At 55.7% G+C, this 25,356-nt stretch carries 20 protein-coding genes and 1 pseudogene; 4 read left to right on the plus strand and 17 right to left on the minus strand.

Annotated features, from left to right (window positions below; all coding sequences use genetic code 11):
- Positions 1-180 precede the first annotated feature (180 nt).
- The 3 genes and pseudogenes from ACLD9W_RS08645 to ACLD9W_RS08655 all read right to left on the minus strand — a co-directional run bounded on the left by ACLD9W_RS08645 (position 181) and on the right by ACLD9W_RS08655 (position 2,861).
- On the minus strand, positions 181-465 hold the full coding sequence (locus ACLD9W_RS08645; protein WP_410841650.1) for a DUF4189 domain-containing protein: 285 nt from the start codon (positions 463-465) through the stop codon (positions 181-183).
- A 190-nt stretch (positions 466-655) separates the two neighbouring features.
- Positions 656-880: pseudogene (locus ACLD9W_RS08650) on the minus strand (hypothetical protein); the annotation flags it as partial.
- Positions 881-1,340: 460 nt separating this feature from the next.
- A complete protein-coding gene (locus ACLD9W_RS08655; RefSeq protein ID WP_410841651.1) occupies positions 1,341-2,861 on the minus strand; it encodes a helicase HerA-like domain-containing protein in 1,521 nt (506 codons plus the stop codon).
- A gap of 376 nt (positions 2,862-3,237) precedes the next feature.
- On the opposite strand from ACLD9W_RS08655, the gene ACLD9W_RS08660 reads away from it, so the two are divergent.
- Positions 3,238-5,226: a TonB-dependent copper receptor gene (locus tag ACLD9W_RS08660; protein ID WP_410841652.1), complete on the plus strand. Its 1,989-nt coding sequence runs from the start codon at positions 3,238-3,240 to the stop codon at positions 5,224-5,226.
- A gap of 422 nt (positions 5,227-5,648) precedes the next feature.
- On the opposite strand, the gene rplI is transcribed toward ACLD9W_RS08660, so the two are convergent.
- The 10 genes from rplI to ppsA form a co-directional block, all read right to left on the minus strand.
- The gene (gene rplI, locus ACLD9W_RS08665) at positions 5,649-6,101 is read right to left on the minus strand and encodes a 50S ribosomal protein L9 (protein WP_410841653.1); all 453 of its coding nucleotides are present in this window, start codon (positions 6,099-6,101) and stop codon (positions 5,649-5,651) included.
- A gap of 16 nt (positions 6,102-6,117) precedes the next feature.
- Positions 6,118-6,348: a 30S ribosomal protein S18 gene (gene rpsR, locus ACLD9W_RS08670; RefSeq protein ID WP_002641495.1), complete on the minus strand. Its 231-nt coding sequence runs from the start codon at positions 6,346-6,348 to the stop codon at positions 6,118-6,120.
- Between the two features lie 6 nt (positions 6,349-6,354).
- Entirely contained in the window at positions 6,355-6,651 is a 297-nt protein-coding gene (gene priB / locus ACLD9W_RS08675) for a primosomal replication protein N (protein ID WP_410841654.1), read from the minus strand.
- Positions 6,652-7,017, minus strand: coding sequence for a 30S ribosomal protein S6 (gene rpsF, locus ACLD9W_RS08680; protein WP_009427510.1), 366 nt, complete (start codon positions 7,015-7,017; stop codon positions 6,652-6,654). It abuts the gene before it with no gap.
- Between the two features lie 102 nt (positions 7,018-7,119).
- Positions 7,120-7,425 carry a class I ribonucleotide reductase maintenance protein YfaE gene (gene yfaE, locus ACLD9W_RS08685; protein ID WP_410841655.1) on the minus strand — a complete coding sequence of 102 codons (306 nt, stop codon included), beginning with the start codon at positions 7,423-7,425 and terminating at the stop codon, positions 7,120-7,122.
- 113 nt (positions 7,426-7,538) lie between these two features.
- Positions 7,539-7,865, minus strand: coding sequence for a DUF6979 family protein (locus tag ACLD9W_RS08690; protein ID WP_410841656.1), 327 nt, complete (start codon positions 7,863-7,865; stop codon positions 7,539-7,541).
- A gap of 75 nt (positions 7,866-7,940) precedes the next feature.
- Complete coding sequence (nrdB, locus tag ACLD9W_RS08695) at positions 7,941-9,074, minus strand: class Ia ribonucleoside-diphosphate reductase subunit beta (protein ID WP_410841667.1); 1,134 nt, start codon at positions 9,072-9,074, stop codon at positions 7,941-7,943.
- Between the two features lie 142 nt (positions 9,075-9,216).
- The gene (locus tag ACLD9W_RS08700) at positions 9,217-9,948 is read right to left on the minus strand and encodes a hypothetical protein (RefSeq protein WP_410841657.1); all 732 of its coding nucleotides are present in this window, start codon (positions 9,946-9,948) and stop codon (positions 9,217-9,219) included.
- A 70-nt stretch (positions 9,949-10,018) separates the two neighbouring features.
- Positions 10,019-12,298, minus strand: coding sequence for a class 1a ribonucleoside-diphosphate reductase subunit alpha (gene nrdA / locus ACLD9W_RS08705; protein WP_410841658.1), 2,280 nt, complete (start codon positions 12,296-12,298; stop codon positions 10,019-10,021).
- 394 nt (positions 12,299-12,692) lie between these two features.
- Positions 12,693-15,080 carry a phosphoenolpyruvate synthase gene (gene ppsA / locus ACLD9W_RS08710; protein ID WP_410841659.1) on the minus strand — a complete coding sequence of 796 codons (2,388 nt, stop codon included), beginning with the start codon at positions 15,078-15,080 and terminating at the stop codon, positions 12,693-12,695.
- Positions 15,081-15,485: 405 nt separating this feature from the next.
- Here ppsA and ACLD9W_RS08715 point away from each other — a divergent pair, with 405 nt between their 5' ends.
- Positions 15,486-16,304 carry a pyruvate, water dikinase regulatory protein gene (locus tag ACLD9W_RS08715; RefSeq protein WP_410841660.1) on the plus strand — a complete coding sequence of 273 codons (819 nt, stop codon included), beginning with the start codon at positions 15,486-15,488 and terminating at the stop codon, positions 16,302-16,304.
- Between the two features lie 296 nt (positions 16,305-16,600).
- Here the strand turns inward: ACLD9W_RS08715 and ACLD9W_RS08720 are convergent, their stop codons facing one another.
- The 4 genes from ACLD9W_RS08720 to ACLD9W_RS08735 all read right to left on the minus strand — a co-directional run bounded on the left by ACLD9W_RS08720 (position 16,601) and on the right by ACLD9W_RS08735 (position 22,791).
- A complete protein-coding gene (locus ACLD9W_RS08720) occupies positions 16,601-17,980 on the minus strand; it encodes an alanine/glycine:cation symporter family protein (RefSeq protein ID WP_410841661.1) in 1,380 nt (459 codons plus the stop codon).
- A gap of 272 nt (positions 17,981-18,252) precedes the next feature.
- Positions 18,253-20,358, minus strand: a complete 2,106-nt coding sequence (gene pnp, locus ACLD9W_RS08725; protein ID WP_410841662.1) for a polyribonucleotide nucleotidyltransferase — start codon at positions 20,356-20,358, stop codon at positions 18,253-18,255.
- Between the two features lie 326 nt (positions 20,359-20,684).
- Positions 20,685-22,091: an ATP-binding protein gene (locus ACLD9W_RS08730; protein ID WP_410841663.1), complete on the minus strand. Its 1,407-nt coding sequence runs from the start codon at positions 22,089-22,091 to the stop codon at positions 20,685-20,687.
- Positions 22,092-22,113: 22 nt separating this feature from the next.
- Positions 22,114-22,791 (minus strand): response regulator, encoded by a 678-nt coding sequence (locus tag ACLD9W_RS08735; protein WP_410841664.1) that lies wholly within the window; start codon positions 22,789-22,791, stop codon positions 22,114-22,116.
- Between the two features lie 235 nt (positions 22,792-23,026).
- On the opposite strand from ACLD9W_RS08735, the gene trmA reads away from it, so the two are divergent.
- Positions 23,027-24,115, plus strand: a complete 1,089-nt coding sequence (gene trmA, locus ACLD9W_RS08740) for a tRNA (uridine(54)-C5)-methyltransferase TrmA (RefSeq protein ID WP_410841665.1) — start codon at positions 23,027-23,029, stop codon at positions 24,113-24,115.
- 261 nt (positions 24,116-24,376) lie between these two features.
- Positions 24,377-25,027 carry an HAD family hydrolase gene (locus ACLD9W_RS08745; RefSeq protein WP_410841666.1) on the plus strand — a complete coding sequence of 217 codons (651 nt, stop codon included), beginning with the start codon at positions 24,377-24,379 and terminating at the stop codon, positions 25,025-25,027.
- Positions 25,028-25,356: the final 329 nt, after the last annotated feature.

The following is a 25,356-nucleotide window of genomic DNA, read 5'->3' on the forward strand; positions in this document are numbered from 1 at the left end:
GACAAAGCGGTTCGATGGCTGCCCACTGGGCATCGGATAGGGTATATCTGGTCATATCTGTATGATACTGTGAAAAATTGAATGTCAACAGCCCCTAGGGCGTGTTTTAACCAGGTTTTCAGTCGGTCGGGCATTCGTATCCGACATTTTTCAAATTAGTCGGCGTTGGTTTGCCGGACATCAATATATGGGGCGGGAGCATTCTTCCGCCACAACGAGAGCGCAGTCTTTGCCATTGGCGGCGTTGCATTTTTCCATGGCGTTCAGCATTGCTTGGCCGCTCTGCGTTGAAAAGTCGTAGAACAATCTCAGGCTTTTGGCAACCCGACCTGTTGTTATGCTGGCGCATTGGTTGGCATAGACAAAAAGGAGTGTGCAGCTGCGTCCGCTTTTGCGCTTGCACGCCTGCAAGGCCATCTGGCTGGCTTTGTACCCTGAGCCAATACCGTAGACGGAGGCAAACATTTTGCGACTATCCCATAAGCCCTTAGTTAAATAAACGGCCGCTGCGCCGTAGCGGCTTGGGGGTTTCAGGCTGCCTTGTAGGCCGTCTGAAAAACTGTTGCCGGTAGGGTGTGCGGCTGATGCTGCCGTTTCGATTTTCCTGACCCGCGTGCATGCCCGCGGCACGTACCCTACAGCTTGCTTTTGGTTTTTATTTGGGCAGCGAACACTCTTCCTGTACGACAAACCTACAGTCTTCGCTTTGGGTAATGCATTGCTGCATAGCGTCCAGCGGTGCTTTACCCCGTTGTTCCGAAAGTGCAGAGAATAGTTTTTGGGCTTTGGAATCGATGCCCGTCGTTACGCTGATGCATTGGTCTGCGTAGTCAAAAACTTGGCAGGTGTGTCCGCTTTTGCGGTTGCATGCTTGTAAGGCCGTTTGTCTGGCTTTTTACTTTGAGCTGATACCGTGGACGGAGGCAAACATTCTGCTGCTGTTTCATTTGGCGTTGGGATTGACATAAACGGCAAACGCGCCGTAACGGCTTTCACGGTTCGGCGGTGGCATGTAGGTCTGGGGTGCCGGCGGAGATACATAGATTTGCGGGGGTACATAGATTTGCTGGTTGTAGCTGCCTGAACCGTATCCGCCGGTGTTGCGCGGCCCAATACCGTTTGGGCCGCACCGTCCCGAACCTGCGGGGTCGTAACAGGCTCATGCGCCGGAGGTGGCCAGTAAAAATAAAGGAAACAGGAAATAGCGTTTGGATATGGTGGTTTTCTCCACGGGAAGGGTTTGGGGGTTTCAGGCTGCCTTGTAGGACGTCTGAAAAGCCACAGCGGGTTATCAACTTCGCTGAAACTTGGTTTTCAGACGGCCTCAATCCGTTTGCAGGCTATTTCATCATGTTTTTAATCACGCCCATGACGCTACGGGAAATGGCGTTGGTGACTTGTTTGTTGATGCGGTTGCCGATGCTGTCGGCCAGATCGTAGCCCAATCCCTGATTGGCCTTTTTGCGGCTGCCGAACAGGCCGCCGAGGAAGCCTTCGAGCAGGCCTGGTTGGGATTTTTCCTGTGGCGCGGCGTTTTGCGCGGGGGCTTGCTGCGCGGCGGGCTGCGTCTGCGGCGCTTGGGCGGCCAGCTGTTGCAGGGCTTCGTAGGCGGAGAAATTGTCTACCGCGTCTTTGTAGTGGCGGTAGAGGATGTCGTTACGGAAGCGTTGGTCGCGCTCTTGTTCGGAAAGGGGCGCAAGCTGCGATTGGGGCGGCAGGACGAAGGCGCGTTCCACGGGTTCGGGCATGCCTTTTTCGTCGAGGAAGGAGACGAGCGCTTCGCCGACGCCCAGTTCGGTGATGGCTTCGGCCACTTTGACGCCGGGTTTGCTGCGGAAGGTGTCGGCGGCGGCTTTGACGGCTTTCTGATCGCGCGGGGTGAAGGCGCGCAGGGCGTGTTGAACGCGGTTGCCGAGCTGGCCGAGCACGCTGTCGGGGATGTCGAGCGGGTTTTGCGTGACGAAATAGACGCCGACGCCTTTGGAGCGGATCAGGCGCACGACTTGTTCGACCTGTTCGAGCAGCGCGGGGGCTGCGTTGTCGAACATCAGGTGGGCTTCATCGAAGAACATGACGAATTTGGGTTTGTCGGGGTCGCCCGTTTCGGGCAGGGTTTGGAAGAGTTCGGCGAGAAACCACAGCAAAAAGGCGCTATACATGCGCGGCGAGCGCATCAGTTTTTCGGCGTTGAGGATGTTGATCACGCCCTGCCCTCCTTCGCTTTGCAGCCAGTCTTGCAGGTTGAGGGCTGGTTCGCCGAAAAAGCGCTCCGCGCCTTCGTTTTCGAGGGTGAGCAGCTGGCGCTGGATGGCGCCGACGCTGGCGGCGGAGACGTTGCCGTATTGCGTGCGGTATTCCTTGGCGTGTTCGGCGACGTATTGCAGCATGCCGCGCAGGTCTTTCAGGTCGATCAGGTGCCAGCCTTGGTCGTCGGCGGCTTTGAAAACGAGGTTGAGCAGGCCTTCCTGTGTGTCGTTGAGGTTCATCAGGCGGGAAAGTAGCATCGGCCCCATCTGCGATACGGTGACACGCACGGGAATGCCGGTTTCGCCGAACACGTCCCAAAAGCGCACGGGAAAGGCTTTGAGATAGCCGCTTTTGTCGATGCCGAACTCTTCCATGCGCTCGCCGGGTTTGCCCGCGCCGTCGCCCGCTGCGGCGATGCCGGAGAGGTCGCCCTTTACGTCGGCAAGAAAAACGGGGACGCCGAGGTTGCTGAAACTTTCGGCCATTTTGCGCAGGGTAACGGTTTTGCCGGTGCCCGTCGCCCCGGCAATCAGGCCGTGGCGGTTGGCCATTTTGGCGATGATGTCGAGCGGGCTGTGTTCTGCGCCGTGCACGGCGATGGTGAGCGGGTTCATGTTGCGGCTCCTGTGTCGGATAAAAACAGGCGGCATTGTAGCGGTTCGGCGCGGTTCGAACATCATAAAAACCTTGCTTGCCGGTGCCGACGGCCGTCTGAACGCCTCGCCGGGGCGCACGGATTGTTTGGTTAAATTATTTATGTTCATACGGCGGAACACGCCGTTTTCCCGATACCGCACAAGCGCCCCGCCCCGCCCGCCCGGATGGTTCAGACGGCCTGACGATTATTCCTGTCAAAACATGCTTTGCGCCAAATCAAACAATGCTTGATTCGACAATTACCATGCGTTACTGCATAACAAAACAGGTTATAATTGACGCGTAATTACACTTTATTAATCATTTTAACAAACCATACAGGAGATTATCGAAATGAAACAAAAAACCTGGTTGCTGCTGCCTTTGGCGCTGGCCGTATCCCAAGTCTGGGCGGCGGAAGAAACCGTCGAACAAAACGCATTGGATCCCGTGATCGTCACCGGCACCCAGCAGAGAAAAGCCAACACGGTGAAATTCAATCCCAAAGCCGCCATCCAGCCGCTGCCTGCGGGCGACGGCGCGGATTTGCTGCAATCTGTGCCCAATATGAGCATCATCCGCAAAGGCGGCAGCTCGGGTGACCCGCTGTTTCGCGGTTTGGGCGGCTCGCGCCTGTCGATTAATGCCGACGACCAGTTTATCTACGGCGGCTGCAATATGCGCATGGATCCGCCCACAGCCTACATCCACCCCAACACCTTCGACGAAGTGATCGTCACCAAAGGCCCGCAAACGGTTACGCAGGGCATGGGACTGATTACGGGCTCGGTGCGCTTTGTCCGCCACGATCCGAAATTTGACGAAAAACCCTATTCCGTCAGCGGCGGCGTCACAGTCGGCAGCCACGGCCGCCGCGACGCTTCGTTTGAAGGCGAAGCGGGCGGCAAATACGGCTACCTGCGCGCTAACGTGTCGCACAACGAGGCCGACGACTATAAAGACGGCGACGGCAACCGCGTGCATTCCGAGTTCAAACGCGACAACCAAATGGTGCAGCTGGGCGTAACGCCGTCTGAAAACACCACCATCGCGGGCACATACGAACGCAGCCGCGCCAAAGCCGCCTACGCCGACCGCATGATGGACGGCAGCAAATTCGACCGCGACGCATGGAACGTGCGCTTCACACAAAAACGCCTCACCCCCTGGTTTACAGAACTGGAACTGCGCTACGGCGAGAGCGAAATCGACCATGTGATGGACAACTACAGCCTGCGCACGCCCGGCAAAATGCCCAACGGCATGACCATGCCCAAACGCGCGATGAACCCCAAACGCAACACGGACACGGGCAACCTCCGCGCCACTTTCGACTGGGACAATCTCAATCTGCAAACCGGCGTCGACTATATGCGCGACAAACACGCTTCCCGCATGGAAATGCGCGGAGAAGGCTACAGCCACAAACCCTATATGCCCAACCAAAGCTTCAAACAGTGGGGCGCTTTTGCCGAAGCCGCATGGCAGCATAGCGACAGCCGCAAATGGGTGGTCGGCCTGCGCCACGACAAAGTCAAAGCCGATTATGAGGGCAGCCACAACTTCGCCGCAGGCGCACAACGCCACCAAAACTATTCGCTGACCTCGGGTTTTGCCCGCTGGGAAGAAACCGTCGGCAACATCAAATATTACGCAGGTTTGGGCGTCGCCCAACGCTCGCCCGACTATTGGGAGCGCAACAGGGCGCCGAACCTGAAAAAAGAAACCAACCGCCAAATCGATGCCGGCCTGATCTACAGCAACGGCAACGTCCACAGCTCCTTGTCCGTGTTCGGCAGCAAAGTCAAAGACTTCATCATTGTCGAAAGCGCCAAAACCCACTGCCCGCAATATACCGCCTGCAACATCGATACCACCCGCGTCGGCGGCGAAGCCGAAGTGAAATGGAAATTCGCCCCCGACTGGGAAATCGGCAGCAGCTTGGCCTATACGCGCGGCAAAAACCGCAGCCACGGCCTGCCGCTGGCGCAAACCCCGCCCTTAGAATGGAACAGCAGCCTTGCTTGGGACAACGGCAAATTCAGCGCAGGCGCACTTTGGCGCGTAGCCGCCAAGCAAAACCGTTATGCGCAAGGCCAGGGTAACATCGTCGGCCAAGACCTCGGCGCAGCCGCAGGCTTCGGCGTCCTTTCGCTCAACGCAGGCTGGAAAATCAACAAATACGCCACTTTGCAAGGCGGCGTGGACAATGTATTTAACAAAACCTACGCCGAATTTGTCAGCAAAAGCGGCTCCAACGTCGACCCCGCCGCAGGCATTAAAACCACCCGCGTCAACGAACCCGGCCGTACCGCTTGGCTGAGATTGCAGGCACGGTTTTAATCGGACGCGGTAAACGGAAGGCCGTCTGAAAACCTGTTTCCAAGGTTTTCAGACGGCCTTTTTGACTCGGGATGTACGACAAATCAGGCTTAGGAGATTAGCCGTCGAATTTCGCAGCCCTGCTTTCGGTATCATGAAACAACACAAAAATCCACAACCTTGCCGTGTTTAGCTCAAAGAAGACGTTTTTCTACGGCATGAAAAATGCCAAGAAAACCTGCCTCATACCATTCATACTGTCTGCGGCTTGCTACCTTGCGTCTTTTCTATTTTATTTCATTATATTTTGGCTCACTATAAAGGCAGGTTTTCATGTGACAGTCGGTTCCGAAACTGCTTTTCTTTAAAATTCCGAACAAAACAAAAACCGCCCCCTGTAATGGGTGCGGTTTTCCAATATGCGTATTTGCAAGCTGATAAAATTATTCGGCAGCAGCAACGACGGCAACGGTAATTTTGGCAATGGCGTCGGTGTGCAGCGCCACTTCCACTTCATATTCGCCAACGGCTTTGAACGGGCCTTCGGGCAAACGGACATTGGCTTTTACAGCCTCCACACCGGCAGCAACGATGGCAGCAGCGATGTCGGCATTAGTCACCGAACCGAACAGACGGCCGTCGACACCGGCTTTCTGCGCGATGGTAATGGTTTGTCCGTCCAGTTTTTCCCTGCGTGCCTGCGCATCGGCCAGGATTTCGGCCTGACGTGCTTCCAGTTCGGCACGGCGGGTTTCAAATTCGGCTTTGTTGGCTTCGGTTGCGCGTTTCGCTTTACCTTGGGGGATCAGGAAGTTGCGGGCATAGCCGTTTTTAACGGTAACGATGTCGCCCAAGTTGCCCAAACCGCCGATTTTTTCTAACAGAATAATTTGCATGATTTACGCTCCAAAATTATTTGTGTTGGTCGGTGTAAGGCAGCAGTGCCAAGAAGCGCGCGCGTTTTACGGCAACCGCCAGCTGGCGCTGGTAGTGTGCTTTGGTGCCGGTGATGCGGGCGGGGATGATTTTGCCGTTTTCGGTGATGAAGTCTTTCAGCAGATCGACCTGTTTGTAATCGACTTCCTGGATTTTTTCAGCCGTAAAACGGCAGAATTTTCTACGTTTGAATGTTTGACGAGCCATGTCGTTTTAACCTTTATATTCTTGAATGTTCTGTATCCGCAGTATCGGTTTGGGATAGCGCTGATTCTTGGCGGCAAGGAAGCCGCTGACTCGGACTGTGCTATTTTCCCGATGCTGCCATATCAAAGCGTCCTTACCGACGATTTTAGCCTGGATTTCCAAGCGCACTGTACACGGGAGGTTGTTTTCTCTCTGCATGGACTCGTGTTCGAGCATCAAATCCAATACAGGTACACCCGTAGGCGTATAACGCAGTACACCGCATTTGGCGATGCGGGCGGTAAGGGTTAGGAGGTTATCCAATTACGCTTCGGCAGTTTCCTGCTGGGGATTCAGCAGATTTTTCGATTTCTCTTCCTTCATCATCGGAGAGGCTTCGGTCACTGCGTGTTTAGTTTGGATGGTCAGATGGCGCAGAACGGCATCATTGAAGCGGAAACCGGTTTCCAGCTCTTCGATAACGGCCGGAGTAGTTTCGACATTCATCAACACATAGTGCGCTTTGTGAATTTTGTTGATTGGGTAAGCCAGTTGGCGGCGACCCCAGTCTTCCAACCGGTGGATGACACCGTTGTTTTCAGTTACCAGTGCTTTGTAGCGTTCAACCATGGCGGGCACCTGCTCGCTTTGATCGGGATGAACGATAAACACGATCTCGTAATGACGCATGTTATCTCCTTACGGTTTAAAAACAGTCTGCCGCCATGCGGGTGCGGCAGACAAGGTTGCAAAGCGCGGCATTATAGCGGCCGCAAAACAGGCGCGCAAGTTTTAAAGCGTGTCGACGCCGAATAAATCCGGCGCAAACAAATCCGGCTCTTTCACGCGCTCGCGGCAGTCGATTTCGATGTCTTCGCTCACACGGCAGCAGCAGGGCAGGATTTCTCCGGGTGCGACGAAAGCCAGCGGAAAGTTGTCGTAAGACACGCGGCCGCTGAGGATTTTGACGCGGCACGAGCCGCAATAGCCGCTACGGCACTGGTATTCGACTTCGTGGCCGGTGCGCTCCAAGCCCTCCAAGAGCGTTTCGCCCTCTTGCAGCTCGAAAGTTTTGTCGTGTGTGCTGATGAGTGCCATGTGTGTTTTAGGGCATAGAGGCCGTCTGAACAATGTTTCAGACGGCCTTAAATATATAAATTCAAATAATCAATCCTTTTTCCCACAAGGCCAAAACGACATGAAGCTGGCTGTTATATTTTTTTTTCATTACCCACAATTTCGCGCCAAAAAACGGATTTTTTCTGATTTGCCCATTCGGGATCATTTTTTAAAAGGTTGACCGCTGCAACGGCATATTCTCCGTTTTTGGAATGTTTGGTTTTGACTTTTTCCGGGTTGATTCCTTTAACCAACCCCGCACGACACAATCCCAAAAATGCATTCTTTGGGCATCCTTTTTTTCTAATTGACTCCTTGATGGGAAATGATGCCGCAATCTCTATCCAAGCTTGTTCCATATCTTCATACTCAGAAGATGATTCCGCTGCTTTTACTGCAATGTCGCCATAAATTTTCATTTTTGGTTATACCGTGATGATTGGAAATAGATTTTCAGACGGCCGGTTGCGCCTAAAGGCCGTCTGAAACGTGCTTTACAGCTCGAAATCGCCCAAGTCGTCAGCGCTGACTTCGGCATCGATTTGACCGATAAGATAGGACGAAATTTCCACTTCCTGCGGCGCGACTTGGACATTGTCTGACGAGAGCCAGGCGTTAATCCACGGAATCGGGTTTTGGTTTGCGCCATCGAAAGCCGGTTGCAGGCCGACGGCCTGCATGCGCAGGTTGGTGATGTATTCGACGTATTGGCACAGGATTTCTTTGTTCAAACCAATCATCGAGCCGTCTTTAAACAGGTACTCGGCCCATTCTTTTTCCTGCAAAGCCGCTTTTTTAAACAGCTCGAAGCATTCCTGTTCCAACTCGGCGGCGATTTCGACCATATCGGGGTCGTCTGCGCCGACGCGCATCAGGTTAAGCATATGTTGCGTGCTGGTGAGATGCAGCGCCTCGTCGCGGGCGATGAGTTTGATGATTTTGGCGTTGCCCTCCATCAACTCGCGCTCGGCAAAGGCAAACGAGCAGGCAAACGATACATAAAAGCGGATGGCTTCGAGCACGTTGACGCACATCAGGCAGAGATAGAGTTTTTTCTTCAACTCGCGCAGGTTTACCGTAACCGTTTTGCCGCCGACCTGATGAGTTCCTTCGCCTAAGAGGTTGTAATACTGGGTGTATTCGATCAAATCGTCGTAGTAACAGGCGATATCTTCGGCGCGGGCGATGATGTATTCGTTTTGCACGATGTCGTCAAACACGATAGACGGGTCATTCACGATATTGCGAATGATGTGAGTGTAGCTGCGCGAGTGGATGGTTTCGCTGAAACTCCACGTTTCAATCCAAGTTTCCAATTCGGGAATCGACACCAAAGGCAACAAGGCAACGTTCGGACTGCGGCCTTGGATGGAATCGAGCAGGGTTTGGTATTTCAGATTGCTGATGAAAATGTGTTTTTCGTGTTCGGGCAGGTTGGCGTAGTCGATACGGTCGCGCGACACGTCGATTTCTTCCGGACGCCAGAAAAACGACAGCTGCTTTTCAATCAGTTTTTCAAATACTTCGTATTTCTGCTGGTCATAGCGGGCAACATTCACCGGCTGACCGAAAAACATCGGCTCTTTAAGCGCGTCGTTTTTGGTTTTGGAAAAGGTGCTGTATGACATGACTAGGTGTTCGCAGGACATGGGGAACTCTTTTTAGATTAACTTAAAATGGTAATATTAATATTGTGAAATTTATCTCTTTTATCTAAAACATACTTATAAATTATTAAAATCTTTAATATTTTCAATTAATTCAAAACTCTTATTGGCTAACTCTAAAATCCCCGTAAAACAGGTAACTTTTTTTTGCAATTTCTCCCATTTTAGAAAGGAGATTCTTACCAGTTTCTGTATTACTCATGAATTCTTTATATTCATGGTTGAAATACATATGACCAACAGTATTTTCTAGGACTTCGATAATAGCTTCAGAACCAGTAATTGCATATTGATCAATGGATTCAATAAGACGCAAAAGATATTTTTGAATAGAAGACTTAACATTGTCTTCTATATTTTCAGAAATTAATATGTCCTGATATATGCTTTTTATAGAATTATTTATTTCAATTAGTTCACTTTCATCAATTTTTCTCAAAAATGAAAGTTGATTTTTTTCAAAATTAGCATCAATAATCTTAACAGAAGAATAAAGATATGAAGTCATATTTTCATCTAAATAACAAATGACATCAGCCCATTCTCTATCTAACTCTACCGATTTACCAAGAAAAGACAATATGTTTTCCATCCAATTCTGACAATGCTCGATATAGTCAGGTTCATTTACTTGGAAATAGTTATTAATCTCCTCAATTAAATTTATAACTTTGCTAATCGAAAATAGAATATTACGATCACTAGCTTCATCATTAGTTAGATTTAAAATCTCCATCCACGCGCCTCTTGAAGTACGAAGTGATGAAACTCCTTTAGCTTTTTTAATAATTTTCAATAATCTTTGTGCTGGATTATCATAATAAGCATTAGACACTTTCTTCCATCCTTTGTTTTATTTTCAGACGACCTTTTAAACTCTAAAGATCGTCTGAAATCTCCCATTGTCAAATCTTACAAGCCCCACCCGCACAGCCGTCATCCTGAATATCGGTCTGCGTATCGTCCGCGCCGTCGCGTGTGTTGTGGTAGTACAGGGTTTTGACGCCGTATTTGTAGGCGGTCAGTAGGTCTTTGAGCATTTGTTTCATGGAAACTTTGTTGCCTTCGAATTTGCCCGGGTCGTAGGCGGTATTGGCAGAAATCGCCTGATCGACGAATTTTTGCATCACGCCGACGAGTTTCAGGTAGCCGTCGTTGCCGGGAAGCTGCCACAGGGTTTCGTATTGGTTTTTGAGGGTTTCAAACTCGGGCACAACCTGTTTGAGGATACCGTCTTTGGAGGCTTTCACGGTAACGAGGCCGCGCGGGGGCTCGATGCCGTTGGTGGCGTTGGCAATCTGCGAACTGGTTTCAGACGGCATGAGTGCGGTGAGGGTGGAGTTGCGCAGGCCGTGTTTGACGATGTCTTGGCGCAGGCTTTCCCAATCGAGGTGCAGCGGCTCGGTGCAGACGGCATCGAGGTCTTTTTTGTAGGTGTCGATGGGCAGCTTGCCTTGCGAATAAACGGTTTGGCCGAACAGGGGACACGCGCCGTATTCTTTGGCGAGGTTTACCGAGGCTTTGAGGAGGTAATACTGCATGGCTTCAAAGGTGCGGTGGGTGAGGCCGATAGCCGAGCCGTCGCTGTATTTCACGCCGTTTTTGGCGAGGTAATAGGCGTAGTTGATCACGCCGATACCGAGGGTGCGGCGGTTCATGGTGGCGGTGCGGGCGGCTTCGACGGGGTAGTCTTGGTAGTCCAAAAGTGCGTCGAGGGCGCGGACGGTGAGGTCGGCCAGCTCTTCGAGTTCGTCCAGACTGTTTAACGCGCCGAGGTTGAAGGCGGACAGGGTGCACAGGGCGATTTCGCCGTTGGGGTCGTTGATGTTGTCGAGCGGTTTGGTCGGCAGGGCGATTTCCATGCACAGGTTGGACTGGTGCACGGGCGCGACGCGCGGGTCAAACGGGCTGTGCGTGTTGCAATGGTCAACGTTTTGGATGTAGATGCGTCCCGTTCCGGCGCGTTCCTGCATCAGTGTGGAGAACAAATCGGTAGCCGACAAGGTGCGTTTGCGGATATTCGGGTCTTGCTCGTATTTCGTGTAGAGACGCTCGAATTCGTCTTGGTCGGCGAAGAAGGCTTCATAAAGGCCGGGTACTTCGTTGGGCGAAAACAGGGTGATGTTGCCGCCTTTAATCAGGCGGGTGTAAAGCAGGCGGTTGATTTGCACGCCGTAATCAAGCTGGCGGATGCGGTTGTCTTCCACGCCCCGGTTGTTTTTGAGCACCAGCAGGCTTTCGGCTTCGATGTGCCACAGCGGGTAGAACAGGGTGGCCGCGCCGCCGCGCACGCCCCCTTGCGAGCAGGATTTGACGGCGGCTTGGAACATTTTGAAAAAGGGAATGCAGCCGGTGTGCTGTGCTTCGCCGCCACGGATTTCCGCGCCGAGGCCGCGGATGCGTCCGGCGTTGATGCCGATGCCGGCGCGTTGGGAAACGTATTTCACAATCGCGCTGGTGGTGGCGTTGATAGAATCGAGGCTGTCGTCGCACTCGATGAGCACGCACGAGCTGAACTGGCGCGTCGGCGTGCGCACGCCGCTCATGATGGGCGTGGGCAGCGAGACTTTGAAGGTGGATACCGCGTCGTAAAAACGCTTCACATACGAAAGGCGCGTGTCTTTCGGGTATTTGGAAAACAGGCACATCGCCACGAGGATATAGAGAAACTGCGGCGTTTCGTAGATGCGGCGCGTTACGCGGTTTTGTACCAGATATTTGCCTTCGAGCTGCTTGACGGCGGCGTAGGAGAAGGTCATGTCGCGGCTGTGGTCGATGTAGGCGTTGAGTTCGTCAAACTCTTCACGGCTGTAGTCTTCGATGATGTGGCGGTCGTATTTGCCCGCTTCGGTGAGTTTTTTGACGTGGTCAAAGAGATGCGGTGGCTCGAATTCGCCGTAGGCGATTTTGCGCAGATGGAAAATGGCCAGACGCGCGGCCAGATACTGATAGTCGGGCGTGTCCTGCGAAATCAGGTCGGCGGCGGCCTTGATGATGGTTTCGTGGATGTCGTCGGTGCGGATGCCGTTGTAAAACTGAATGTGCGATTTGAGCTCGACTTGGGAGACGGACACGTTTTTCAGCCCCTCTGCCGCCCAAGTAACCACGCGGTGGATTTTGTCTAAATCAATGTTTTCCAAACGGCCGTCGCGTTTGGTGACTTTCATGTTTTCTGCGGCATTCATCAGGTATCCTCAAAATGATAAAAAATACTAGATATAGTATGAATCGTGTGCTCGGACTACAATATATCGTGTTTCGGCCGTTTGAAACAGGCTTGACAAACCGGCGGCAAAAAGCTCCTTCGCGATAAAAAAACGGGGAAAACGGCGGGGGTTTGATATATCGGGAATCTTCGGCGGCACGCTGTCGGAAAAGTCAAAAGGTTAAAATATGTAAGCGTAAAAATACCGTGTGGATACCAAACTTAGCCCCCTGCCCCGCCGGTATCATCCTGCAAGCCGTCAAGACTAGGCCGTCCGAATTTCTCTTTTCCGCTACGGCTTTCAGACGACCTTTCCGCGAAAACGGCCGCATCCGTCTTTATCGGGATGCGGCCGTCTGAACGGTACTGCCGGATTATTTGTTCACTTCTTTCGCCAGATACAGCCAGGTTTCGATAACGGTATCGGGGTTCAGGGAAATGGTGTCAATGCCCTCTTCCACCAGCCATTTGGCAAAATCGGGATGGTCGGACGGACCCTGGCCGCAGATGCCGACGTATTTGTTGTGCTTGCGGCAGGCGGAGATGGCCAGGTGCAGCATGACTTTGACGGCGGGGTTGCGCTCGTCGAAAGTGGCGGCGATGGGGCCGCCGCTATCGCGGTCGACGCCGAGCGTGAGCTGGGTCATGTCGTTCGAACCGATGGAGAAGCCGTCGAAGTATTGCAGGAACTGCTCGGCCAGAATGGCGTTACTCGGCACTTCGCACATCATGATCAGGCGCAGGCCGTTTTTGCCACGCTCCAAGCCGTTGGCTTTCAGAGCCTTGACGACGGCTTCGGCTTCGGCGAGGGTGCGCACGAAGGGAATCATGATTTCGACGTTGGTCAGCCCCATGTCGTCGCGCACGCGCTTGAGCGCCTGGCATTCGAGGGCAAAGCATTCGGCAAAGTCTTCGGAGATGTAGCGCGCCGCGCCGCGGAAGCCGAGCATGGGGTTTTCTTCATGCGGCTCGTAGCGGCTGCCGCCGATCAAGCCCATGTATTCGTTGGATTTGAAGTCGGACATGCGGACAATAACTTTGCGCGGGAATACCGAAGCGGCCAGCGTCGACACGCCCTCGGCGATTTTGTCGACATAAAAAGTAACAGGCGAGGCATAACCGGCGATGCGGCTTTCGATTTCCTCGCGGATGTCTTCGTCCTGTTTGTCAAACTCGATCAGGGCTTTGGGGTGGATGCCGATTTGGCGGTTGATGATGAATTCCATGCGGGCAAGGCCGATGCCTTCGCTGGGCAGGTCGGAGAAGGAGAAGGCCAGCTCGGGATTGCCGACGTTCATCATGATTTTGACGGGCGATTCGGGCATGTTGTCCAAGGCCACGTCATTCACTTCGATGTTCAAAAGGCCGTCGTAAATCAGACCGGTGTCGCCTTCGGCGCAGGAAACGGTCACTTCCTGTCCTTCTTTGAGTACGGAAGACGCGTTGCCGCAGCCGACAACGGCGGGAATGCCCAGTTCGCGGGCGATGATGGCGGCGTGGCAGGTGCGGCCGCCGCGGTTGGTGACGATGGCGGCGGCGCGTTTCATCACCGGCTCCCAATCGGGGTCGGTCATGTCGGTTACCAGCACGTCGCCGTCTTTGACGGTGTCCATTTCGGAAGCGTCTTTAACGAGGCGCACTTTGCCCTGGCCGACTTTCTGGCCGATGGCGCGGCCTTCGCACAGCACAGTTTTGTCGCCGGAAATGGCGTAGCGGCGCAGGCTGCGGCTGCTTTCTTCCTGCGATTTGACGGTTTCGGGACGCGCCTGCAGGATGTAGATTTTGCCGTCGATGCCGTCGCGACCCCATTCGATGTCCATCGGGCGGCCGTAATGTTCTTCGATAATCAGGGCGTATTTGGCCAGCTCGGTGATTTCTTCGTTGCTGACGGAAAACTGTTTGCGCTGCTCGGCGGGCACGTCCACCACCTGCACCGACTTGCCCGCCTGCGCCTCTTCGGTAAACACCATTTTGATGAGTTTCGAACCCATGGTTTTGCGCAGGATGGCGGGTCGGCCTTCGCGCAGGGTCGGTTTGTGGACGTAGAACTCGTCGGGGTTCACTGCGCCTTGGACGACCATTTCGCCCAAGCCGTAAGACGATGTGAGGAACACGACTTGGTCGAAGCCGCTTTCGGTGTCGAGGGTGAACATCACACCCGACGCGCCGTGGTCGGAGCGCACCATGCGCTGCACGCCTGCGGACAGGGCGACGATGTCGTGGGCGAAACCTTTGTGGACGCGGTAGGAAATGGCGCGGTCGTTGTAGAGCGAGGCGAAAACGTGCTTCATCGCTTCTTTGACGTTATCCAGGCCGTTGATGTTGAGGAAGGTTTCCTGCTGTCCGGCGAAAGAAGCGTCGGGCAGGTCTTCGGCGGTGGCGGAGGAGCGTACGGCCACGGAAATCATGTCCGTGCCCGCGTCGGCCACCATTTTGTTCCAAGCTTCTTCCACTGCTTTATCCAGCTCTTCGGGGAAGGGGGTCTCCAAAATCCACTGGCGGATTTCTTTGCCCACACGCGCCAGCTCGGCCACATCGTTGACATCCAGCGCGGCCAACGCGGCGGAAATGCGCTCGTTCAGGCCGTTGTGCGCCAAAAACGCGCGGTAGGCTTCGGCCGTGGTGGCAAAACCGCCCGGCACGCGCACGCCTTTGCCGCTCAGTTGGCTAATCATTTCGCCGAGTGAGGCGTTTTTGCCGCCGACGCTGTCCACGTCGGTCATACGCAGATTTTCAAACCAGATAACGTAATTTGCAGCCATTTGTGTCGTCCAAATCAAAGGTTATAAAAAGGTTATAAAACGTAAAAAAGCAAGCGCGGCATTTTAACCAGCCTGCGCCGCCGTGTCATGTGTTTTCTCTCGCCGACGCCGCTTTGAGGCCGTCTGAAAACAAGGCGCGTGTGTCATGTAGCGGCATGAAACTCCGCCCCTTCCGCCGTGCCTGTTTCTGCCGTTTGCGGCCGCAACGGTCTGTCCGCGCAACCGCCGCACAGCCGAAACCCGAAAAACCTGCCGCCCTCCCTGCCCTTGCGGCACAAAAAGCTGGAAACGCGCGCTGCTGGCAAACGTGTAGCATAGTGTAGTTTTTCCGCACGCTTCAATTTCAGACGGCCTCTTGCTATCATCCGCGCCCCTTGTTTCCACCACCGAAAAGCGAGCACAACCATGTCGCGCCGACCCGCCTTCTTCATTTCCGACCGCACCGGCCTCACCTCCGAAAGCATGGGCGAAGCCCTGCTCGACCAGTTTCAGGATATCAAATTCAAGCGCTCTACCTATCCCTTCGTCGACACACCCGACAAAGCCCGCGCCATGGTGCAGATTATCGAAACCGCCGCACAGCAGACCGAGCTGCGGCCGCTGGTTTTTTCCAGCATTATCAACGAAGAAATCCGCAACATCATCCGCAGCAGCCCCGGTCTGCACCTGAGCTTTTTTGACGCCTTTCTCGGCGTCTTGGAAAACGAATTGGGCACCAAAGCGCGGCACGAAGCCGGACGCATCCACGGCATCGCCGACTCCGCCCGCTACGAAGCGCGCATGGATGCGGTGAACTTCACCCTCAACCACGACGACGGCGTCAGCGACAAAGACCTGAAAGACGCCGACGTAATCCTGATGGGCGTGTCACGCAGCGGCAAAACGCCGACCTGCCTGTATCTCGCCCTGCAATACGGCATCCGCGCCGCCAACTATCCGCTCACGCCCGACGATCTCGACAGCCCCGACCTGCCGCCGATGATCAAGCCCTACCGCAGCAAAATCTACGGCCTCACCATCCAGCCCGAGCGCCTGGCCGACATCCGCGAAGAGCGCCGCCCCAACTCGCGCTACGCCAGCCTCGCCACCTGCAAGCAGGAAGTGGCCGATGCGCAGGCCATGTTCCGCCGCTTCGACATTCCGTTCACCAACACCACCCACAAATCGGTGGAAGAACTCGCCGCCAGCATTTTGCAGGCCTGCAATCTGAAACGCCGTTTCTAAACCGTTTCCGCAGCCCGCAACAAAGGCCGTCTGAACGCCATATCCTTTGCTTTCAGACGGCCTTTCGCATACTGAAACCGCCGTTTGCCCTCACGCCGTTGCTGCCGTGCCCGCCAAACGGTTAGGCCGTCTGAAACACAAAACCCACTTTCAGACGGCCTTTTGCATACCGAAACCGCAGTTTTTCCCTGAACACTGTTGCAGCGGCGTCCGCCAAACGGTTAGGCCGTCTGAAACGCAAATCTGCTTTCAGACGGCCTTTTCGCGTGTACGCGCCGGTCAGGCGCTGCGCGTTATCAATACTCCAATTCGCCGCTGGCACGCTTGGCTTTGAAGTCGCGCGTTTCCTTCACAATCACGCCCGAGAGCAGCAACAGGGCGATCAGGTTGGGCACGGCCATCAGGCCGTTGAAGGTGTCGGCGGCCGTCCACACCAGATCGAGGCTCATCACCGTGCCGAGCATCACGGTGGCAACGTAGATAACGCGGTAGGGCTTCACGAATTTGTCGCCAAAAACGTAACCGGCGCATTTTTCGCCGTAGTAACACCAGCCGAGGATGGTGGAATAGGCGAAGAAAATCAGGCCGATGGTGACAATCCAGCCGCCCCAGCCCGCCAGAAGGGCGTTGAAGGTCTGCGTGGTGAGCGCGGCGCCTTTGAGTTCGGGCAGCACGAATTGGCCGTCCGCACCCAGCAATCCCATCACCAGAACGATGCCCGTTATCGAGCAGACGATGATGGTGTCGAGGAAGGTACCGGTCATGGAAACCAGTGCCTGGCGCACGGGATGGTCGGTTTTCGCGGCGGCGGCGGCGATGGGGGCGGAACCCATGCCCGCTTCGTTGGAGAACACGCCGCGTGCGACGCCGTAGCGGATAACGGTGCCCACCACGCCACCGGCCACGGCCTGTCCCGTGAAGGCGTCGCCCAGTATCACTTTCAGCGCGGGCAACAGCAGGTCGAGATGCGAGAAAACGATAACCAGGCCGCCGAGCACATAAAGAACGGCCATAAAGGGTACGACGACGGAGCTGACTTTGGCGATGCTCTGGATGCCGCCGAGCACGACAAAGGCGGTTATCAGCGTCAGCGCCACGCCGCTGATCCACGGCTCGATGCCGAAGCTGCTGTGCACGGCCTGCGCCACGGAGTTGGCCTGCACGGAGCTGCCGATGCCGAAGGAGGCGATGGTGCCGAACAGGGCGAAAAGGACGGCCAGCCATTTCCAGTTTTTGCCCAGGCCGTTTTCAATGTAATACATCGGCCCGCCCGACATTTCACCCTTGCTGTTGGTAATACGGAATTTCACCGCCAGCACGCCTTCGCCGTATTTGGTGGCCATGCCGAACACGGCGGTAATCCACATCCAGAACACCGCGCCCGGCCCGCCCGCTGCCACGGCGGTGGCGACGCCGGCGATATTGCCCGTGCCGATGGTGGCCGACAGAGCGGTCATCAGTGCGCCGAAATGGGATACGTCGCCGTCGTGGTCGCTGCCGTCGTCTTTTTTCGGATGCGGACGGAACGCCTGTTTCAGCGCGTAAAACAGCATGGAAAACTGCAAACCGCGCAGAGCCAGCGTCAGCCAGATGCCTGTGCCGACCAGCAGCACCAGCATACCGCGCCCCCAAACATAGCCGTTCAGACCGTTGAGAAAGTTCTCTATTCCTTGCATTTTTTCCTCCTCAGTTAAATTGTGTACATTTCATCGGTGAGGCGCATTTCAGCACACAATGTTAATTTGTGCAAGGCGCAAACCGTCGCGCCCCAGACCGGAATACGGGCAAATCGTTTTGTACGGGCAGCACTTGTTTTTCAGACGGCCTCACCGTTCCGGTTGCGCCGAAGCCGCGCTTTCAGACGGCCTGAAACTGTTTCAGGCAACAAAAAACCGCACCTTCGCAGGTGCGGTTTCGCTTGGTTTTTAAGAATCCAAAACCATGCGGCTTATTCGGCGGCAGGTTCTTCCAGCAAGGCTTTGATCGACAGGCGCACGCGGCCGCGGTCGTCCACTTCCAGCGCTTTTACTTTGACGCTCTGGCCGACTTTGAGATAGTCGTTCACGTCTTTCACGCGCTCGTGGGCGATTTGGCTGACGTGTACCAGCCCGCCTTTGCCGGGTAGGACGTCGACAATCGCACCGACGTTGTTGTCGAGAATTTTTACCACGGTGCCGTCGTACACTTCGCCCACTTCGACTTCGGCGGTGATGTCTTCGATGCGTTTTTTCGCCGCTTCCACCGAATCAGCGCTGACGGCGGCGATGGTGATGGTGCCGTCGTCGGCGATGTTGATTTCGGTGCCGGTTTCGGCGGTAATGGCGCGGATGGTTTCGCCGCCTTTGCCGATGACGTCGCGGATTTTGTCCTGGTTGATTTTCATGGTAAACAGGCGCGGCGCGTGTTGCGACAATTCCTGCGGGCCCTGTACCGCTTCTTTCATCTGGCCGAGGATGTGCAGGCGGGCTTCTTTGGCCTGTGCCAGCGCGATCTGCATGATTTCTTTGGTGATACCCTGGATTTTGATGTCCATTTGCAGGGCGGTTACGCCGTCGGTGGTACCGGCCACTTTGAAGTCCATATCGCCGAGGTGGTCTTCGTCGCCCAGGATGTCGGTGAGCACGGCGAATTTGTTGCCTTCCAAAATCAGACCCATGGCGATACCGGCCACATGGGCTTTCAGCGGTACACCGGCAGACAGCAGGCTCAGGCAGCCGCCGCAGACGGAAGCCATGGAAGAAGAGCCGTTGGACTCGGTGATTTCGGAAACTACGCGCATGGTGTAGCTGAACTCTTCCGGCGAGGGCAGCACGGCCAAGAGGGCGCGTTTGGCGAGGCGGCCGTGGCCGATCTCGCGGCGTTTGGGCGCGCCCATGCGGCCGCATTCGCCGGTGGAATATGGCGGGAAGTTGTAGTGCAGCATAAAGCGGTCGGTGTATTCGCCGGAGAGGGCGTCGATGATTTGCTCGTCGCGCGAAGTGCCGAGGGTGGCGACGGCCAGCGCCTGGGTTTCGCCGCGTGTAAACAGCGCCGATCCGTGGGTGCGCGGCAGCACACCGGTTTGGATGTTGATGGGGCGCACGGTGCGGGTGTCGCGGCCGTCGATGCGCGGCTGGCCGTTAAGGATTTGGCTGCGGACGACGTCGGCTTCCAGATGTTTGAAAATGCCCTTGATTTCGTTGGCGGCAAGGGTGTCGGTGTCTTCGCTGATTAAGGCAGCCTGAACCGCAGCCCACGCTTCGGCGATTTTCGCGCCGCGTGCCTGTTTGGAGCGGATTTTGAAGGCTTCGGCGATGGTGTCGCCGGCGATTTCTTTGACTTTGGCCACCAGATCGGCGTTCGGCTCGGGCGCTTTCCAGTCCCACACTTCGGGGTTCACTTCGTCGGCCAGCTCGTTGATGGCTTTAATCACGGCCTGCATCTGCTCGTGGCCGTACACCACTGCGCCGAGCATCACGTCTTCGGGCAGGATTTGCGCTTCGGATTCCACCATTAAGACGGCCTGCGCGGTACCGGCAACCACCAAATCAAGCTGGGATTTTTCCAGCTGGGTTTTGGTCGGATTCAGCACATATCCGCCGTCCAAATAGCCCACGCGCGCTGCGCCGATCGGGCCGGCAAAGGGCACGCCGCTCAATACCAGCGCGGCGGAAGCGCCGATCATCGCGGGGATGTCGGAATCGATTTCGGGATCGACGGACACCACCATCGCCACAACTTGGATGTCGTGATAGAAACCTTCAGGGAACAGCGGGCGGATGGGGCGGTCGATCAGGCGGCTGGTGAGGATTTCTTTTTCGCTCTGCTTGCCTTCGCGCTTGAAAAAGCCGCCGGGGATTTTGCCTGCGGCGTAGGTGCGCTCGAGATAATCGACAGTCAGCGGGAAGAAGTCCTGTCCGGCTTTGACTTCCTTGTTGGCGGTAACGGCCACCAAAACCACGGTGTCGCCCATAGCCACTTTCACCGCCGCAGCGGCCTGACGGGCGATTTCGCCGGTTTCGAGGGTTACGGTTTGATCGCCGTATTGGAAGGTTTTAACGTGTTTGTCAAACATAAAGGGATTCCTTTCGTTGGAAAATCCGCCAGTCTAAAACGCTAACGGTGCCTGCCGGTGCGACAGGCACGGTTAGGGTTTCAGGCTGTGCGGAAGGTTGGAAAAGGCCGTCTGAAAATGTGGCGGCCATGCTTGCGGCCGTCTGAAAACGCCGTGGGAAAACCGCGTTTGCGTCGGGCGGAAAACCGACAGATTATGCCACAAAAAGGCCGTCTGAAAACGGATTTTCAGACGGCCTTTTTGTGGCTGCCGGTGGCTGCCGGCATTCAGCTTGCGAAGCGGATTTTTACCGAAAACACCGCCGCAAGGCCGAATGTAAACAGCTCTTATGCGGCGGGCGGTTGCTCGTCTTTCGTTTTGCCGTTTTTTTTCGGCAGGACGAAGCGCATACGCAGGCCGTTGGGGCTGATGTTTTCGGCGCTGATGCTGCCGCAGTGCTGCTCGACGATGTGTTTTGCCAAGGCCAAGCCCAAGCCCGTGCCGGGTTTGCTGCCGCTGCTGTCGGCGCGATAGAAGGCGGTGAAGATGTGCGGCAGCTGGTTTTCCGCGACACCCGGCCCGTTGTCGGTGATGTCGATCAGCCAGTTTTTCGCGTCCTGCCGCATTTCGACGCGGATGCTGCTGCCTTCGGGGCTGTAGTTCATGGCATTGCGGATGACGTTGTCGAAGGCGCGGTAGAGATAGCTTTCGTTGGCGCAGATTTCGGCGTTGTCGGGCATTTTTTCCAGCGTCAGCTCGACGGTTTGGCCGTTTTTTTCGGCAACGGCCTGGCTGTCGTCCACCAGATTGCGCATGAAGGGAATCAGTTTGAGCGGCTCTTTTTCCAATTTGACGTTGGCGGTTTCGAGGCGGGAGAGGGTCAGCAACTCGCCTACCAAAGCGTCCATGCGCACGAGCTCGGTTTCCAGCCGCTGCAAATACTGCTCCTGCTTCTGCGGCTGCGACTGGATCAGGCCGACGATGGCCTGCATCCGCGCCAGCGGCGAGCGCATTTCGTGGGAAACGTGGTGCAGGAGGTGGCGTTCTTTGGCAACCAGCTGTTGCAGCTTCTGCGCCATTTTGTCGAACTGCACCGCCAGCTGCGACAGTTCGTCATCGCGGTTGTCCATCTGCTGCGAGATGCGCGTTTCAAAGTTGCCGTCGGCCAGGCGGTTCATACCGCGGCCGAGAATGCGGATGGGGCGGGTGATGTTGTTGGCGAGAATGTAGGCAAGTGCAAGGCCGACGAGAAAGATAAAGCCCAAGATGATGATTTCGTGCCAGGTCTGTTCCAGCGGCAGGCCGGGGATAAACAGCGGACTGGGGCGGCGCTGCACTTCGATGCTGTCCCAGTTGCGGATGAAAAACAGGTATTCCTCGCCCCAGCGCCCGTATTCGAGGTGCACGCTTTTGCTTTCGGGATTGGCGATTGCGAAGGAGCGGGCTTTTTCGATTCTTTTGGGGTCGACTTTACGGCCGATCAGATCGGTCTGATCGTCACCGCTGATGATGAGGACTTTTTCCGGCCCCTGCCCTTCGTGCCACCCCTGAAGCATTTCGCGCGCGCCGTTTTCGCCGCGCGCGCGAAAGGCGTTAACGGCATTGGACAACAGAATCTCGTCAATCACCCGCTGCTGGTTGAAATGGTTTTCGGCCTGCGTCTGCTGCACGAGCCAGAAAGAAAAACTCGCCACGAATATGGCGCAGATAATCACTGCGCAAAACGTGGCGAAAATGCGTTGGAAAAGCTTCATGCTGAGCTTCGGCTTCCGATAATCAGTTTTTGACGAACAAGTAACCCAAACCACGCACGGTTTGAATCAGCGAGGCATCGCCCAGTTTGTGGCGGATGCTGGAAATGTGGACATCGATGCTGCGGTCGAATTTGGCCAGCTTGCGGTCGAGCGCTTCGATGGAAAGGGTTTCCTTGCTGACCACCTGTCCCGCATGGCGCATCAGCACTTCGAGCAGGTTGAACTCGGTGCTGGTCAGTTCCAGCGGCGCATCACCAACGGTTGCCTGGCGTTTCGAGGGATGCAGGGTCACATTGCTGACCGATAGGCTGTTTGACGCGCTGCCCTGGTCGTGCGGGTTCTGCGCGCGGCGCAAAATTGCGTTGATGCGCGCCAAGAGTTCGCGCGGCGTGCTCGGTTTGGGCACATAGTCGTCGGCACCCATTTCCAAACCGATGATGCGGTCGATGTCGTCGCCTTTGGCCGTGAGCATGATGATGGGGATGCTGCTTTGCGCGCGCACGGTTTTCAACACGTCTAAACCGTTCATCTTCGGCATCATGGAGTCCAACACCACCACGTCGTACTGGCCGGAGAGAATTTCATGAACACCGGCTTCGCCGTCCGGCACGCTGCGCACTTCCAAACCTTCGGCGGTGAGATATTCGGTCAGCAGCTCGGTCAGTACGGCATCGTCATCAACTAATAATACGCGACTCATGTGTCAAATCCTCTGTGTTTGTCGGTTGGGGAAAATCTTTACAATTCTATCTTAACACGCGCTTTGCGATTCTTGATAGCGTCCCTCCCCCGCCGTTTGCGCTTTTTTGCAATAATGCAGCCGTCTTAACAATCCGCGCAGTTCACGCTTTCCGCTGCCGTGTATTTCAGACGGCCTCTGCGTCCCGTGCGCGAAAAAGCTATAATTCGCCCCTTTTTCTGCCACGGAATCCGCCATGCACAGCCCCGCCTACCTCAGCCAGCTGAACGACAAAACCGCTTTCCTGCGCCGCCTGTTCGCAGGCGTGCCCATGCCCGAATGGCGCGTTTACCCCTCGCCCGAGCGCCATTACCGCATGCGTGCCGAATTCCGCATCTGGCACGATGGCGAAAACATCAGCTACGCCATGTTCGAACACGGCAAAAAGGCAGGCGGCGCGTCGGTTATCCGCATTACCGAATTTCCCGCAGCGGCCATAAGCATCAACCGGCTGATGCCCGAGCTGCTTGCCGCCGTTTCTGCCGATCCCGTGCTGAAAAACCGCCTCTACCAGTGCGAATTCCTGTCTACCCTCAGCGGCGACATGCTAGTTACCCTCATTTACCACAGAAAACTCGACGAAACCTGGCAAACCGCCGCCGAAGCACTGCAAAACCGCCTCGGCATCGCCCTGATCGGCCGCAGTAAAGGGCAAAAAAACGTGCTCTCGCGCGACTTCGTCACCGAATCGCTCGATGTCGGCGGACAAACCTACCGCTACCGCCAGCCCGAGGGTGCGTTCAGCCAGCCCAACGCCGCCGTCTGCCGCGACATGCTCGAATGGGCGTGCGCTGCCGCCGACGGCCTGGGCGGCGACCTGCTCGAACTCTACTGTGGCAACGGCAACTTCACCCTGCCGCTCGCCCGCCGATTCGGCCGCGTCCTCGCCACCGAAGTCTCGAAAACCTCCGTGCAGGCCGCGCAATGGAATATCTCGGCCAACGGAGCGGACAACATCCGCATCGCCCGCCTGTCGGCAGAAGAATTTACCGAAGCCTACACAGGCGCACGCGAATTCCGCCGCCTTAACGAACAAAACATCACCCTCGCCGACTACCGCTTCTCCACCGTCTTCGTCGACCCGCCGCGCGCCGGCATCGACGACGCCACACTGGCGCTGCTGAAAGGCTTCGATAACATCATCTATATCTCCTGCAACCCCGAAACCCTGCGCGCCAACCTCGACACCCTGATAAAAACGCACGACGTGGCCGCCGCCGCCATGTTCGACCAGTTCCCCTTCACGCACCATATCGAAAGCGGACTGCTGTTGAAAAAGCGTTGAGGCCGTCTGAAGCCCGGTAATCCGGTTTCAGACGGCCTTTGCACGCCCGTCCGCTTCGGCGGATGCCACCATGCCGACATACACACAAACATTGACGCCACCGGCGGGATGAAGGCCGTCTGAAAGCCGGGCTTCGATGCAATGGAAACCCTTGCCGCCGCGCGGAAAAATGCCGTTCGCGCGCTGCGTCGGCTTAACCTTTGAAAAGATACGGCAGGAACTGTTAAAATGACGCTGTTTTATCACACACGGGAAAGCATCATGATCAAAGCAGTTCTCTTTGATTTGGACGGCACGCTTGCCGACACCGCCCCCGATTTGGGCGGCGCGCTCAACACCCTGCTGGCCAAACGCGGCCTGCCGCCGAAGGATATGGCCGACATCCGCGCGGTAGCCAGCCACGGTGCGGCAGGACTGTTGGCGCTGGGCGCGGGCATCTCGCGCGGCGACGAAGGTTTCGACGAATGGCGTGCGGCCTATCTGGCGGAATACGAAGCCTGTTTCGACCGCGACACGGTTCTGTTCCCGCAAATCAGCGAACTGCTGGCCGCTTTGGCACGCAAGGGCATCGTTTGGGGCATCGTCACCAACAAGCCTGCCGCCTTCACCGACCGCCTTGTTTCCAAGCTCGGTTTTGCCGCGCCGCCTGCGGTGGTGGTGAGCGGCGACACCTGCGCCGAGGCCAAGCCGAGCGTAGTGCCCATGCTTTATGCCTGCGAACAGCTCGGCGTTGCACCGCAAGAGTGCCTTTATGTCGGTGATGCGCAGCGCGATATGCAGGCCGGGCGCGATGCGGGCATGAAAACCGTGCTGGCGCTGTGGGGCTATATCGCCGCAGGCGACCGCACAGAGGAGTGGCCTGCGGATTTCGCCGTGTCGTGCCCTTCGGACATCGAAGCGCTGCTGGGCTAGCCGCTTTCAAAGTCGGTTAGTATTTTTTGAAACCCAACCGGCTTTTTAACGGATAAAAAGGCCGTCTGAAAATGTTTTTCAGACGGCCTGAGACCTTTGCAAAAAAGCCCTTCCTTCGACAGCCGGAACCCAAACACAGGTTTTCGGCTGTTTTCACCCCTAATTGCGCCTAATTTTACCCAAATACCCCCTTAATCCTCCCCGGACACCCCATAATCAGGCATCTGGGCCGCCTTTTAGGCGGCAACAGGCACACTTAGCCTGTTAGCCGCTTTCAACAGGTTTAAACACATCGCCTTCAGATGGCTTTGCGCACTCACTTTAATCAG

The sequence above is a fragment of the Neisseria sp. WLZKY-1 genome (genome assembly GCF_046546535.1).
In the GTDB taxonomy this organism is placed as follows: Bacteria; Pseudomonadota; Gammaproteobacteria; order Burkholderiales; family Neisseriaceae; genus Neisseria.